General features: G+C 69.4%; 10 protein-coding genes. 4 read left to right on the top strand and 6 right to left on the bottom strand.

Going from position 1 to position 13,861, the window contains the following annotated elements:
- Positions 1–80 precede the first annotated feature (80 nt).
- The 3 genes from ACQ859_RS14145 to ACQ859_RS14135 all read right to left on the bottom strand — a co-directional run bounded on the left by ACQ859_RS14145 (position 81) and on the right by ACQ859_RS14135 (position 2,983).
- The gene (locus ACQ859_RS14145) at positions 81–1,058 is read right to left on the bottom strand and encodes a tripartite tricarboxylate transporter substrate binding protein BugE (protein ID WP_431257981.1); all 978 of its coding nucleotides are present in this window, start codon (positions 1,056–1,058) and stop codon (positions 81–83) included.
- A gap of 188 nt (positions 1,059–1,246) precedes the next feature.
- A complete protein-coding gene (locus ACQ859_RS14140) occupies positions 1,247–2,023 on the bottom strand; it encodes an aspartate/glutamate racemase family protein (RefSeq protein WP_431266306.1) in 777 nt (258 codons plus the stop codon).
- 18 nt (positions 2,024–2,041) lie between these two features.
- Positions 2,042–2,983: an amino acid ABC transporter substrate-binding protein gene (locus tag ACQ859_RS14135; protein ID WP_431266552.1), complete on the bottom strand. Its 942-nt coding sequence runs from the start codon at positions 2,981–2,983 to the stop codon at positions 2,042–2,044.
- Between the two features lie 134 nt (positions 2,984–3,117).
- On the opposite strand from ACQ859_RS14135, the gene ACQ859_RS14130 reads away from it, so the two are divergent.
- Positions 3,118–3,999 (top strand): LysR family transcriptional regulator, encoded by an 882-nt coding sequence (locus ACQ859_RS14130; RefSeq protein WP_431266305.1) that lies wholly within the window; start codon positions 3,118–3,120, stop codon positions 3,997–3,999.
- Here the strand turns inward: ACQ859_RS14130 and queG are convergent.
- On the bottom strand, positions 3,977–5,092 hold the full coding sequence (gene queG, locus ACQ859_RS14125) for a tRNA epoxyqueuosine(34) reductase QueG (protein WP_431266551.1): 1,116 nt from the start codon (positions 5,090–5,092) through the stop codon (positions 3,977–3,979). The two genes, ACQ859_RS14130 and queG, sit on opposite strands and share 23 nt — an antisense overlap.
- A gap of 95 nt (positions 5,093–5,187) precedes the next feature.
- Between queG and tsaE the strand changes: the two genes are divergently transcribed.
- Entirely contained in the window at positions 5,188–5,697 is a 510-nt protein-coding gene (gene tsaE, locus ACQ859_RS14120; protein WP_431266304.1) for a tRNA (adenosine(37)-N6)-threonylcarbamoyltransferase complex ATPase subunit type 1 TsaE, read from the top strand.
- Positions 5,698–5,734: 37 nt separating this feature from the next.
- Positions 5,735–7,174, top strand: a complete 1,440-nt coding sequence (locus ACQ859_RS14115) for an N-acetylmuramoyl-L-alanine amidase (protein ID WP_431266303.1) — start codon at positions 5,735–5,737, stop codon at positions 7,172–7,174.
- Positions 7,175–7,237: 63 nt separating this feature from the next.
- Here the strand turns inward: ACQ859_RS14115 and ACQ859_RS14110 are convergent, their stop codons facing one another.
- A complete protein-coding gene (locus tag ACQ859_RS14110; RefSeq protein ID WP_431266302.1) occupies positions 7,238–10,684 on the bottom strand; it encodes a S41 family peptidase in 3,447 nt (1,148 codons plus the stop codon).
- A 248-nt stretch (positions 10,685–10,932) separates the two neighbouring features.
- Positions 10,933–11,580: a DedA family protein gene (locus tag ACQ859_RS14105; RefSeq protein ID WP_431266301.1), complete on the bottom strand. Its 648-nt coding sequence runs from the start codon at positions 11,578–11,580 to the stop codon at positions 10,933–10,935.
- Between the two features lie 143 nt (positions 11,581–11,723).
- On the opposite strand from ACQ859_RS14105, the gene mutL reads away from it, so the two are divergent.
- Positions 11,724–13,748: a DNA mismatch repair endonuclease MutL gene (gene mutL, locus ACQ859_RS14100; RefSeq protein ID WP_431266300.1), complete on the top strand. Its 2,025-nt coding sequence runs from the start codon at positions 11,724–11,726 to the stop codon at positions 13,746–13,748.
- Positions 13,749–13,861 lie beyond the last annotated feature (113 nt).

Genomic DNA, 13,861 nt, shown 5'->3' with positions numbered 1-13,861 from the left:
GACGGCCTTGACGTCGGCGCGCAGGGACGAAAAAACGGGCGTCCTTGCGGACACCCGTCTCTGCGCGGAGGGGCGCGAAATCAGTCGAGCTTGAGCTTCTGCTGCTCGACGACCTTCTTGTAGACCGCGTACTCGGCCTTGATCTGCTCGGTGAACTGCTCGGGCGTATTGCCGATCACGATCGAGCCGGTCTCCTCGATGCGCTTCTTGACCTCGGGCATCTCGACGGTCTTGCGGGCGGCCTCGTTGATCTTGGCGACGACTTCCTTGGGCAGGTTCTTCGGGCCCAGGATGCCGTAGTAGGCCATGCGGTTCACGGGCTCGAGGCCGAGTTCCTTGAAGGTCGGCACGTTGGGCAGCACGGCCAGGCGCTGCGGCGCGGCGACGGCGATCGCGACCAGGCGGCCGTCCTTGATGAAGGGCAGCGCGGACGGCAGGTTGTCGAAGATCATCGGCACCTGGCCGGCGACGGTGTCGTTCAGCGCCGGGCCCGCGCCGCGGTACGGGATGTGGGTGACGAAGACGCCGGTCAGGCTCTTGTACAGCTCCATCTGCAGATGGCCGATGCCGCCGGTGCCGGAGGTCGAGTAGCTGTACTTGCCGGGGTTCTTCTTCAGCTCGGCCACGAAGGCCTTGTAGTCCTTCGCCGGGAAGGACGGATGCACGGCGATCACGTTGGGCGTGGCCGCGAGGTTGATGATGGGCGTGAAGTCCGTCAGCGGGTTGTACGGCGTCTTGGGATTGATCGCGGGGTTGGTGGCCGTGGTGGACACGGTGGCCACGCCCAGCGAGTAACCGTCGGGCTGGGACTTGGCGGTGTCGTTGGCGCCGATGATGCCGCCGCCGCCGGCCTTGTTCTCGACGATCATCGTCTGGCCCAGCGGACCGTTGATGTGCTGCGCGACGACGCGGGCCACGATGTCGGTCGTGCCGCCCGGCGCGAACGGGACCACCAGCTTCACCGGCTTGGTCGGATAGGACTGGGCCAGCGCCGCGGCGCAGGACAGCGACAGCGTGCTCAGCAGCAGGCCGTGTTGGAGGATCGAGCGACGGTTCATTGGGCTCCTCGTCTTTTGAACAATGGGTAACGTGATCGAAACAGCTTAAGTATGTCCCCTTGGAGCCCGGCCTAGCGGAACTACGTAGAGCCCCCGTCGCAGGGGCGGGAAACCCCTGGCGTGGCCTGAGGACAGGTTCGGGAGTTCCGATGCGAGGCCGGACTGTCCGAGGCGCGGGACGCGGTCGATCAGGCGACGTCGTCCGGCACCTCGCTCCGCCTTGCCCATTCGACGGCCCGCCGTGCCAGCGCCGCCGTCGCGTCGATCACCGGCAGTCCCGCCGACGCCGCGTCCAGCACCAGGGGAATCTCGGTGCATCCCAGCACCAGGGCCCCGGCGCCGCGGGCGCGCAGACGCGCCGCGGCCGCGGCCAGCCGCGACGCGGCCGTCGCGAGCTGCCCCGCCTTGACCGCCGCGATGCCGGGCTCGATCAGGTCGATCATCTCGCTCGCGGTCGGCAGCAGCCATTGCACCGCCCTGCCCCTCGGCGGCCTGCGGTTCAGATAGAGCCCCGACGCCAGCGTCGCGTCGGTCGCCAGCAGGCCGACCTTGCCGCCTTCGGGCACGAGGTCGAGCGACTCGGCGATCGCCGCATCCACGAGGTGGATCATCGGCAGGCCCAGCGCCTGTTCGAGGTCATCGAACCACAGGTGCGCGGTGTTGCAGGGCACGACGACCACGCCCGCACCCGCCGCGGCCAGGCGCCGGCCGCTGACGATCATCGCGGCGAGCGGCGACTCGCCCTCGCCGCGGAAGGCCGCGGTGCGGTCGGGCACCTGCGGGATGCTGCTGACGACGACGGGGATGTGCTCCTGGTCCGTGGCCGCCGGCGTCGCGTCGAGCAGCTTGCGCATGAAGTCGACCGTCGCCAGCGGGCCCATGCCGCCGAGGATGCCGACGATGCCCGGCGCGGCGGGCAAGGCTCCGCCCGCGCCGCGCGCCGGGCGCGGTGTGATGTGCGTCATGACGGGATCAGTGCGTGATCAACGCGCGGGCTTGTCCGACAGCGCCTGCAGGTTCTCCTGCAACTCGCGGCTCATCGGCGCGCCCAGCGTGATCCCCTTGGGCGGGATCGGCGTCTGGAACCACTTCTTGTAGAGCGTCTCGAACTCGCCGCTCTTCATCAACCCGGCCAGCGTCGCGTCGACCAGCTTCTTGAACGCCGCATCGTCCTTGCGGACCATGATCGCGTAGGGTTCGACCTGCACGGGCTCGCCGACGACGGCGAGGTCCGCCGGATTGAGCGCCCCGGCGCGCAGCCCGTACAGCAGGATGTCGTCCATCGCGAAGGCGTCGGCCCGGCCCGACTGCACCAGCAGCGCCGCATCGGCATGGTCCTTGGCGCTGATCAGCTCGAAGCCCAGGTTCTGCTCCTGGTTCATCCGGCGCATCACCTGGAAGTTGGTCGTGCCGGTGGTGGACACGACCTTCTTCCCCTTCAGGTCGGCGAAGCCCTTGATGGGAGAGTTCGCCTTCACCAGCAGCCGTGTGCCGGTGTAGAAGTAGTTGATCGCGAAGTCCACCTGCTTCGCCCGATCGCTGTTGTTGGTGGTGGAGCCGCACTCGATGTCGATGGTGCCGTTGTCCAGCAGCGGGATGCGGTTCTGCGAGGTCACGGACTGCGTGGCCACCTTCAGGTCCGCGCGGCCGACGGCCTTCTTCACCTGCTCGACGACCTTGCCGCAGATCTCCCAGCCGAAGCCCGTCGGCTGCCCTTCGGCGCCGAGGTAGGAGAACGGGATCGAGGAATCCCGGTACGCGACGGTGATGACGCCGGAGGCCTTCACCTTCTCGAGCGTGCCCGCGGGCTGCGCCGCGGCGGGCCCGGCGATCAGGGCGGTCAGGGCACACGCGCCGATCGAGGCGATCGAGGCGATCGAGGCGATCGAGGCGAAGGACACGGCGACGGCACGGGGAGCGGGCATCTTCATGGCGGTTTCCTTGGTCGGGAGAAGTGAAGTTTGCATGGGCTCGACGATAGAGACCATCGGCGTTGTCGAGCATCGGCATTGCACCGCTTCGTATAAGCTGGGCTTATGTACGTCGACCGCCCCCGCCCATGCGCCTGAAGCACATCGAGGTCTTCCACGCGGTCATGCTGACGGGCTCCGTGAGCGCGGCCTCGAAGCTGCTGCATGTGACACAGCCGGCGGTGACGCAGTCGCTGCAGCTGGCCGAGTTGCAGCTGGGCTACGCGCTGTTCACGCGGCAACGCCGACGGCTGATGCCGACGCGCGAGGCGCAGGCGCTCTACCCCGAGGTGCAGGCGCTGATGTCGCAGCTCGAATCGGTGCGTCGCATGGCGACCGCGCTGGGCACCGGCGAGGGCCAAGGCTTCCGCATCCTGATCGTGCCCTCGCTGGCGGTGAAGGCGCTGCCCCAGGCGCTGAAGGCCTTCCGCAGGCGCTATCGCGACCTGCCGATCAGCGTGCGGACGCTGCATTCGAACGACATCGCGCGGGCGATGCTGCTGCAGGAAGGCGACGTCGGCATCGTGTACGGACGCCCGTCCCACGCCGCGCTGTCCGATGAACTCGTGGCCACCGGGCGGCTCGTGTGCGCCTCGCCGAAGGGCAAGGCGGGCGCGGACCGGCGCACGACTGTCGCGCTGCAGGACCTGCTGCGGGAGCCCTTCATCCGCATCGACGAGCGCGACCCGCTGGGCGCCGTGCTGGCGGACCAGTGGGCGCGCCTGTCGCTGTCGCCACGCGCCGGCATCACGGTGCAGACGCACCACATCGCGATGGTGATGGCCGAGCAGGGATTCGGGCCGGCCATCATCGATTCCTTCACCGCGCAGGCCAGTGGCGGCGACCTGCACATCCGCACGCTGCTGCCTGAGGTGCCGGTCGAGGTCCGCGCGGTTCAGCCGCAAGGCCTGCGCTCGCCCCAGCCGGTCTCGGACTTCATCGCGGCGTTCAGGCAGGCGATCGAGGAATGAGGGGGATGACGGCCCGCGGCACGTCCCGAGGCAAGGCGTCCTGCGCCATCGCCCAGCCGATGTGCTCGGCCACGACAGGCGTCGCACTGGGCAGCGCGGCGTTCAGCGCCGCCAGCAGGTCGGCACGCAGCGTTGGCGCCAGGTCCTGCCTCAGCGCGTTCCCGATCGCCACGGCGATGTTGCGCTGCCAGCGCGCATGGCCGATGCGGCGGATCGCCGAGCCTTCGGTGCGCTTGAGGAAGGTCGCCTCATCCCAGGCGAAGAGCGTCAGCAGCGACGCGTGTCCCAGCGGCTCGCGCCAGTCGAAGTCCGGCAGCGCGTTCCTGCGCGCGAACTTGTTCCACGGGCAGGCGAGCTGGCAATCGTCGCAGCCGTAGATGCGGTTGCCGATCGCCTCGCGGAACTCGATCGGGATCGGCCCGTCCTGCTCGATCGTCAGGTAGCTGATGCAGCGCCGGGCGTCGAGCCGGTACGGGGCGATGATCGCCCCGGTCGGGCAGGCGTCCAGACAGGCGCGGCACTGGCCGCAATGCGCGGTCACGGGCTCGCTGGCCGGCAGCGGCAGGTCCAGATAGATCTCGCCGAGGAAGAACATCGAGCCGCTGTCGCGATGCAGCGTCAGCGTGTGCTTGCCGCGCCACCCGATGCCGGAGCGGCTCGCGAGCTCGACCTCCAGCACCGGCGCGGAGTCGGTGAACACCCGGTGCCCCATCGGGCCGACGCGCTCCTGGATGCGATCGGCCAGCTGCTGCAGCCGATTGCGCAGCACCTTGTGATAGTCCCGGCCCCGCGCATACAGCGAGACCTGCGCGCGGAACGGGTCGCGCATCGCGGCCCATTCGCGGTCCTGCCAGTCGTCGCCGGCGGCCTCGGGCAGGTAGTCCATGCGGGCGGTCAGGATGCTGATGGTGCCGGGCACCAGCTCGGCGGGCCGGGCGCGCTTGAGGCCGTGGGCGGCCATGTACTGCATCTCGCCATGGAAACCGGCGTCCAGCCAGGCCTGCAGACCGGCTTCCGCATCGCTCAGATCGACGTGAGCCACCCCAATCTGTGAGAATCCGGACTCAAGCGCCCAGGCGCGGACCTCGACCATCAGCGCTCGCAGCGCGTCGGGGTCTCGGGAGGGGCCGGCCGCGTCTTGGGAGGACGCGTCGGGCCGTGGGGTGTTGACCAGGGAATTCATCGCAGTTGAGCATTCTAGAAACCCGCCCGTACCGTTGGCCCGACGAGGCCGCCTGCGAACGTTTCGCACAGGCGTTGGCCCGCTGTCCGCAGATCGCGGACCTGAGCATCGAACTCGACGGCGGCCTGGGGGCCGGCAAGACCAGCCTGGTGCGGCATCTGCTGCGCGCGCTCGGCGTCACCGGCCGCATCAAGAGCCCGAGCTACGCGGTGGTCGAAGACTACGCCCCGCCGGGGCTGTCCGGTCTCCCGGCCCATCATTTCGATTTCTACCGCTTCAGCGATCCGCGCGAGTGGGAGGACGCCGGCTTCCGCGACCTGTTCGCCGCGCCGGGGCTCAAGCTCAGCGAATGGCCCGAAAAGGCGGCCGGCATGCTGCCGACGCCGGACCTGCGCCTGCTGCTCCAGGTCAACGAGGACGACAGCCGCGACGTTCGTGCGGAAGCCCGCACGGTGCGGGGTCAGGATTTGCTGGCCGAGCTGGATCGACAACTGACCGCCGCCGCGTCCGACTGATGACCACGCGACCGCTTCCCTTCACATGCGCACAGACATGAACGGAGACATGAACGACATCCCGTCACGCGGCCGCCGCAAGGCGCTGGGCCGCATGGGCGCGACGGTGCTGAGCTTCCCGGTGCTGCCCGCCGTGCCGGCGCTGGCCGCGAGCGCCGCCAACATCGTCGCGGTGCGGGTCTGGCCCGCCAGCGACTACACCCGCGTGACCATCGAGTCGGACCGCCAACTGGCGGCCAAGAGCTTCATGGCGGCGAATCCGGACCGGCTCGTGATCGACATCGACGGGCTGGAGCTGAATGCGGGCCTGAAGGAGCTGCTGGGCAAGGTCAAGCCGGACGACCCGTTCATCGCCGGCGTGCGCGTGGGCCAGAACCAGCCGCGCGTGGTGCGCATCGTCCTCGACCTGAAGCAGACCGTGGCGCCGCAGGTGTTCACGATCGAGCCGGTGGCGGCCTACCAGAACCGCCTGGTGCTGGACCTGTATCCGACGCGCGAGCGCGATCCGCTGCTGGACCTGGTGCGCGGCAAGGAAGCCGCCGAGACCGCCGCGGCGCAGTCGGTCAACGACGCGCTGGGCGAGCTGATCGGTCGCATCGACCGGCCGCTGACGGCGGCCTCGTCGGCGGAGCAGGCCGCGAGCGCCGCGGCGACGCCGTCCCGCCCGGCGAGCGCCACGGCGATCGCGAAGATCGACACCCCGCCACCGCCCGCGCCGCCGCTGAAGGAGGTGGCGCCGGAGATGAGCCAGACCAAGCTGGACCGGCTGATCGTGATCGCGATCGACCCTGGCCACGGCGGCGAGGATCCGGGCGCGATTGGCCCGTCGGGCCTGAGAGAGAAGGATGTGGTGCTGGCGATCGGCAAGAAGCTGCGCGACCGGCTGAACACGAACCCGCGCATCCGCGTGATGATGACGCGCGACGCGGACTTCTTCGTTCCGCTGAACGAGCGGGTGCGCAAGGCGCGTCGGGTGCAGGCCGACCTGTTCGTGTCCATCCACGCGGACGCCTTCATCACGCCGAAGGCGCGGGGTGCGTCGGTCTTCGCGCTGTCGACCAGCGGCGCCAGCTCGACCAACGCGCGCTGGATGGCGGACAAGGAGAACGCCGCCGACGTGATCGGCGGCGTCAACACCAAGGTGGTGAAGGACGCCGGCGTGCTGCGCGCGATGCTGGACATGAGCACTTCGGCGCAGATCAAGGACAGCCTGAAGCTGGGCGGCGAAGTCCTGGGACAGATCGGCAAGCTGGCCAAGCTGCACAAGGGCAGCGTCGAGCAGGCCGGCTTCGCGGTGCTGAAGGCGCCGGACGTGCCGTCCATCCTGGTGGAGACGGCCTTCATCTCCAACCCCGAGGAAGAAGCCAGACTGCGCGATCCGGACTACCAGGACGACCTGGTCAAGGCGCTGGCGACCGGCATCGCGCGCTACTTCGCGAAGAATCCGCCGCTGGCGGCGAGGCATCGGGCGTTGTGAGCGCCGCACCCGCCATGAAAAACGGGGCCTAGGCCCCGTTTTGCGTCACATCAGCGAACTGCCTTACTTGCCGACCTGCGTCGGCATCGCCGGCGCCGTCGTGCGCTGGATCGGCTTCCAGGTCTTCAGGCGTTCGAGCACGTTCGCCACACCCGCTTCCAGCTGCACATCGCGGCCGGCGTTGACCGCCACCGGATCCAGATCGACGTCGATGTCCGGCGCGACGCCTTCGTTCTCGATGCGCCACTCGCCTTCCGGCGTGAAGAAGCGGAAGAACGGCACCACCAGGAAGCCGCCGTCGATCAGGCTCGGGTTCGCCGAGATGCCGATCAGGCCGCCCCAGGTCCGCTTGCCGATCAGCGGGCCCAGGCCCGTGCGCTTGAACGCATACGGCATGAAGTCGCCGCCCGATCCCGCGTCCTGGTCGATCAGCATCGCCTTCGGGCCGTAGATCGCGCCCGCGGGCGTGTCGTAGATCAGGCCGTCACGGTCCTTCCAGCTGCCCAGGTAGGCGCGGTTCAGCAGCTCCGTCACGTAGTTCGCCGCCTGGCCGCCGCCATTGCGGCGGTCGTCGACGATCAGGCCGGCCTTGTCGACCTGCCCGAAGAACATCCGGTTGAAATGCTGGAAGCCAGGGCCCGCCGTGTCCGGCATGTAGACGTAGGCGATCTTGCCGCCGCTCAGGCGATCCACTTCCTCGCGGTTGTGGTCGATCCAGGCCCACTGGCGCAGCCGGCCCTCGGTCGAGATCGGCTCGACGGTCACGCGACGCGCGCCCTGCCCGTTCGCGTTGGCCGACACCGTCAGCTGCACCTGCTTGCCGACCGTGTTCTCGAGCTGCTGGTACAGGTTGTGCGCGCCGTCCACCGGCTGGCCGTTGACCGCCAGCAGGTAGTCACCTTCCTTGACACCCAGGCCCGGTGCCGCCAGCGGCGCCTTCAGGTAGGGATCCCAGCGGTCGCCCTTGAAGATCGTCTTGATGCGGTACTTGCCGTTCTCGACGCTGAAGTCCGCGCCGAGCAGGCCCACCGCGACACGCGGCTCCTGATGCACGTCGCCGCCGCCCACGCGGTTGTGGCCGACCTGCAGCTCGCCGATCATCTCGACGAGCAGGTCGTTCAGGTCCTCGCGGCGCTGCACGCCCGCCACCAGCGGCAAGTAGCGCTGATAGACGCCGTTCCAATCGAGGCCGTGCAGCTTCGGGTCGTAGAAGAACTCCTTCTCCATCCACCAGGTCTCGTCGAAGATCTGGCGCCATTCGGCGCGCGGATCGACGCGGGTCTTCAGGCCCGAGAGATCGATGCTCTTGGTGTCGATCTTCTCCTTGGCATCGGCGATCTCCAGGCGGCCGGCGCCCGGATTCAGCAGGATCTTCTTGCCGTCCGGACTCAGGCTGTAGCCCTCGATCTGCGGCTTGACCAGCTTCGCCTTCTTCTCCTCGAAGTCGAAGCGGTACAGGTCGCCCTTGCCACCGTTGCCGCCCTCGGCATCGATGGACACGCCAGGCTGCTTGCGCTCGACGTAGAACAGCGCGCCGTCGTCCGCCACCGCGAGGTCGTCATACCGCGCGGTCGCCACCGGCAGACCCACGATGCGGTCCTTCAGGCCGGCGAAGTCGATGCGCACCGGCTTGACCTTGGGCTTGACGTCCTTGCCGTCGTCCTTCTTGTCGGACTTCTTGTCGTCCTTCGCGTCCTTGTCGGCCTTCTCCGATTTGTCCGACTTGTCGGCCTTGTCGTCCTTCTTGTCCTCGTCCGCCTTCTTGTCCTTGCTGTCCTCGTCGCCGGCCTTGGGCTCGAGCGGCGATTTGCCGTCCGCGCGCAGCACCGCCGCGTACAGGCCCATGCGCACCGAGCGCTCCTGCGTGGACATGTCCAGGCCCACCTGCGCCGGACCCGAGTTGATCGACGCGGCGAAGAACAGCACGTCGCCCTTGGTCGAGAACGCCGGCAGGTTGGCGTGACTCAGGCCGTCGGTGACCGTGTGCTGCTGACCGGTCTGGAAGTCGGCGATGCGGATCTGGCTGAAGAAGTTCTTGCCGACCACCGTGTAGGCCAGGTAGCGGCCGTCCGGCGAGAAGCCGACGTCGAAACCGGCACGGCGCTCGCTGGTGTCGATCTTCGCCAGCTTGCCCGACTGCGCACCATTCAACGGCAGCTGGTACAGGTTCAGGTGGTTGTCCTGCAGCACCAGCCGCGCGCCGTCGGGCGACCACGCCAGCAGCGTGTAATAGCCGGCTTCCGGCAGCAGCAGCTTGCGCGTGGCCTTGTTGGCGGCCTGGTCGCCGAGCTGGTCTCGGATCACGACCTGGTGGCGCATGCCGGGCTCGTCGGAGACATAGGCGACCTGCTGGCCGTCGGGGCTCCACAGCGCATCCTTCTCACGCACGCCGGAGGTCTGCGTCAGGTTGCGCACCACGCCGTCCTTCACCGGCACGGAGAAGACCTCGCCGCGCGCGCTGACGACGACGCGCTTGCCGGTCGCCGACAGCGACGCGCCGGTGATGGTCTTCGCGGCGTCCTTCCACTGCACGCGCGCCTCGTTGCTCGGCTCGTTGAGCGCGACGCTCAGGATCCGCGCCGTGCCGCCGTCGAGGCCGACTTCCTTCAGTTGTCCGCCCGCCTCGTAGACGATGCGGCCGTCACGGCCGTCGGCGCTGCGGACGTCCCAGACGGTTTCCTTCGTCAGCTGGCGCAGCGCCTTGGTCTTGGTGTTGAACGCGAAGAGGTTGGCCGCGCCGTCGTTGCGGTCGGAGATGAAGACGACCTCGTCGCCCATCCAGATCGGGTTGCTGTCCGTCCCGTTGACGTGCGGGATCTGCTCCCAGGTCTTGCCCTTGGGATCGAGGATCCAGATCGGCGGCGTGGAGCCGCCACGGCTCTGGCGCCAGCCGCTCGGGCCGGAGTACGCGGCACCGTTGGGCCGGTAGGCCAGGCGCGTGCCGTCGGGCGACCACACGCCCTCGTAGGCGACGGCCTCCATCACCTTCTGCTCGAAGCCGCCGTCCACCGGCACCTCGAACAGCTGCTTGCTGCGCGTGTTCAGCACCTCGCGGTTGGAGGCGAACAGCACGCGCTTGCCGTCGGGGCTCCAGCCGGTCACCTGGTCGGCGGCCGGGTGCCAGGTCAGGCGGCGCGGCTGACCGCCAGTCGCGGCAATCACGTAGACATCGGTGTTGCCGTCGTAGCCGGCGGAGAACGCGATCCACTGGCCGTCGGGGGAGAAGCGCGGCGCGAATTCACCGGCGGCATGGCCGGCCAGCCGGCGCGGCTGGCTGCCGTCGCGGTTGGCGATCCACAGGTCGCCGCCGTAGACGAAGGCCAGATGGCGCGCGGACACCGCGGGATCGCGCAGCAGCATCGTCACGACAGGCGCCGGCGCGGCGGCGGAAGTGGCGGAGGCGGAGGCGGTCGTGGTCGCGGCCTGTTGGGCCTGCGTGGGAGCCGCCGCGATGACGGCGGTCAAGCTCAGGGCCACGGTGATGGCCTTGCTGAGGATGCTGTGTTGCATGGGCGATGTCGGCGGTGAAAACAGCGGGCGAGAATAGCCCTGCGAGGTCACCGTGACGAAGCTCACCCCCGGGGTTTGCGCGCTCTGCGGGTCGGTGTTTTCCCTTTGCCGGACGCTGGCATGCGACGGCCGGGGCGTTGGCCGCTGGGGCATGGGGCCACAGGCGTCAAGCGCCTGAACCCCAAGCCCCACCGTCCCCAACCGGTCGTGGTGTACGCCGCGTGGAAGGGCTCGTGACGTTCGTCGTATCAGACCGCGGGCTTCGCGCGGGAAGCGCGCCATCCGCCGTACAGCGCGATCAGGCCCGGGATCAGGATCATGGCCCAGATGATCTTGCTGAGATGGGTCTGCACGAAGGGGATGTTGCCGAAGAGGTAGCCCGCCATCGTCAGGCCCACGACCCAGATCACGCCGCCGGCGACGTTGTAGGCGGTGAAGCGGCTGCGGGTCATCGCGGCGACGCCGGCCACGAAAGGCGCGAAGGTGCGGATGAAGGGCATGAAGCGCGCGAGGATGATGGTGACGCCGCCGTGCTTCTCGTAGAACTCGTGCGCGGCGTCGAAGGCGCGCTTGTTGAAGAAGCGCGACTGCTCCCACTGGAAGACCTTGGGCCCGAAGTAGCGCCCGATCGTGTAGTTGCACTGGTCGCCCAGGATCGCGGCGACGAGCAGCACGGCGATCGCCAGCGGCAGGCTCATCATCCCCGTCCCGCACAGCGCGCCGACGACGAACAGCAGCGAGTCGCCCGGCAGGAAGGGCATCACCACGAGGCCGGTCTCGACGAACACGATCAGGAACAGGAGCGCGTACACCCACATCCCGTAGGCGGCCACGAACTCGGCGAGGTGCTTGTCGACGTGCAGGATGAAGTCGACGAGGAAGTGCATCAGATCCATGGGCGCGGATTATGGCGGGCGCTTCCTTATCGGCTGATGAAGAAACGGCAGCGCGTCCGGCCCGGAATTGCTGTGTGCCCCACCGAACAGAGCCGCTCCCGCCCGCCCGGGGGTGGAATCGCCGTACCTTCTACAATCGCCGCATGGACGACACCCTCGCCCCGACGGCGACTGCCGCGGCCGCTTTCGACACCGCCGCCCCCGCGGGCCGGCGCGCGATCCGCGAACTCCCCGATGAACTGATTTCCCAGATCGCCGCCGGCGAGGTGGTCGAGCGCCCGGCGTCCGTCGTCCGCGAACTGGTCGACAACGCGCTGGACGCCGGCGCCGGCCAGATCCAGCTCAAGCTGATCGCCGGCGGCATCCGCAGCCTGATCGTCGAGGACGACGGCCACGGCATCCCCGACGGCGAGCTGCCGCTGGCCATCAAGCGCCACGCCACCAGCAAGATCGGCACCCTCGACGACCTCGAGGCCGTCGCCACGATGGGCTTCCGCGGCGAGGCGCTCGCCGCCGTGTCCTCGATCGCCGAACTGGCCCTGGTGTCCCGCTACACCGGCGCCGCCCACGCCTGGCGCCTCGAAGCCCGCACCGGCGAGCTCAGCCCCGCCGCCCGCGCCAGAGGCACCTCCGTCGAGGTGCGCGAGCTGTTCTTCAACACGCCCGCCCGCCGCAAGTTCCTGAAGAGCGAGAGCACCGAGCTCGCCCACTGCCTCGAGGCGCTGCGCCGCCATGCGCTGGCCCGCCCCGATGTCGGCTTCGCCGTCTGGCACGAGGGCAAGCTGGTCGACCAGTGGCGCGCCGCCCCGCTGCCGCAGCGGATCGCCGAAGTGCTCAACGAGGAGTTCATCGCGCAGAGCCGCGAGGTCTTCGCCGAGGTCGGCCCGATGCGCATCCACGGCCGCGTCGGCCTGCCCGAGGCTGCCCGCAGCCGCGCCGACATGCAGTACGTCTACGTCAACGGCCGCTACGTGCGCGACAAGCTGATCGCCCATGCGATCCGCTCGGCGTTCGACGACGTGCTGCACGGCCACCGCCAGCCGAGCTACGTGCTGTTCATCGACGTCCAGCCCGAGCTGGTCGACGTCAACGTCCACCCGACCAAGATCGAGGTCCGCTTCCGCGACGGCCGCGAGATCCACCAGCAGGTGCGCCGCGCCGTCGTGGCCGCGCTGGCGCTGTCGCGCAGCAGCGAGGACGGCATGCCCGCCGCGGACGGTCCGGCCTCGACCGACGCCGCCGCCCCGTCCGGCCGTCAGCGCTGGACCGGCACGCCGGCCTGGGAGCAAGGCGGCATGGGCGGGGCATCGGGTGCCGATGGCCAGACGGCCAACGCCTCCTCCGGCCAGACCGCTTATGAGCCCCCGGCGGCCTACGCCGCCCCCTCCGCCCGGTTCGCCGGTCCCGAGGGCTGGCGCGCGCCGATCCCGACCCGCGCCCAGACCGCGCTCGCGCTGGAGCAGGCTGAAGCGCTCTATGCCTCCACGCCCCGCGGCGGCCTGCCGACCGCGCCGGCGGCGGCTTCCGCACTGTCGGCGCTGGGCGCCGCCCCTGCCGGTCCGCTGCCGTCGAGCCAGGCCGGCGAATGGCCGCTGGGCCGCGCGATCGCGCAGATCCAGGGCGTCTACGTGCTGGCCGAGAACGCGCAGGGCCTGATCATCATCGACATGCACGCCGCCCACGAGCGCGTCGTCTACGAGCGGCTGAAGACCGCGCTCGGCGAGCGGCGCATCGACTCGCAGCCGCTGCTGATCCCGGTGACCTTCGCCGCGACGCCGGCCGAGATCGCGACCGCCGAGGCGCAGGCCGAGACGCTGCAGCGCCTGGGCCTCGACATCTCGCCGCTGTCCGCCAAGGTGCTGGCCGTGCGCGAACGTCCGGCGCTGCTGGCCGGCGGCGACGTCGTCGAACTCGCCCGCGGCGTGCTGGCCGAACTGGCGCAGTTCGACGCCAGCCATGCGATCGAACGCGCGCAGCACGAGATCCTCGCCACGATGGCCTGCCACGGCGCGGTGCGCGCCAACCGCCAGCTGACGATCGACGAGATGAACGCGCTGCTGCGCGACATGGAACGCACCGAACGCGCCGACCAGTGCAACCACGGACGCCCGACCTGGCGTCAACTGACCCTGCGCGACCTGGACGCGCTGTTCCTGCGCGGGCGCTGAGGGCCGGCGCCGCGCCGGCGCCTTCCCGTTTCTGCCGTCCCGCTTTCTGCTTTCCCGTTTTCCAGTTTTCCCGTTTCCCTGCTGTCCCGCCTTCCCGCATTCCGTTCGCACCG

Source organism: Roseateles chitinivorans, assembly GCF_050632235.1.
GTDB classification, from domain to species: domain Bacteria; phylum Pseudomonadota; class Gammaproteobacteria; order Burkholderiales; family Burkholderiaceae_C; genus Roseateles; species Roseateles chitinivorans_A.
The sequence above is the reverse complement of the archived record's forward strand: the minus strand, read 5'-3'. Positions and strand labels throughout refer to the sequence as shown.

Excerpts from the sequence above, each read along its gene's own strand:
- ACQ859_RS14145 (WP_431257981.1), bottom strand. The coding sequence starts at position 1,058 with ATGAACCGTCGCTCGATCCTCCAACACGGCCTGCTGCTGAGCACGCTG.
- ACQ859_RS14140 (WP_431266306.1), bottom strand. The coding sequence starts at position 2,023 with ATGACGCACATCACACCGCGCCCGGCGCGCGGCGCGGGCGGAGCCTTG.
- ACQ859_RS14135 (WP_431266552.1), bottom strand. The coding sequence starts at position 2,983 with ATGCCCGCTCCCCGTGCCGTCGCCGTGTCCTTCGCCTCGATCGCCTCG.
- ACQ859_RS14130 (WP_431266305.1), top strand. The coding sequence starts at position 3,118 with ATGCGCCTGAAGCACATCGAGGTCTTCCACGCGGTCATGCTGACGGGC.
- queG (WP_431266551.1), bottom strand. The coding sequence starts at position 5,092 with ATGGTCGAGGTCCGCGCCTGGGCGCTTGAGTCCGGATTCTCACAGATT.
- ACQ859_RS14115 (WP_431266303.1), top strand. The coding sequence starts at position 5,735 with ATGAACGGAGACATGAACGACATCCCGTCACGCGGCCGCCGCAAGGCG.
- ACQ859_RS14110 (WP_431266302.1), bottom strand. The coding sequence starts at position 10,684 with ATGCAACACAGCATCCTCAGCAAGGCCATCACCGTGGCCCTGAGCTTG.
- ACQ859_RS14105 (WP_431266301.1), bottom strand. The coding sequence starts at position 11,580 with ATGGATCTGATGCACTTCCTCGTCGACTTCATCCTGCACGTCGACAAG.
- mutL (WP_431266300.1), top strand. The coding sequence starts at position 11,724 with ATGGACGACACCCTCGCCCCGACGGCGACTGCCGCGGCCGCTTTCGAC.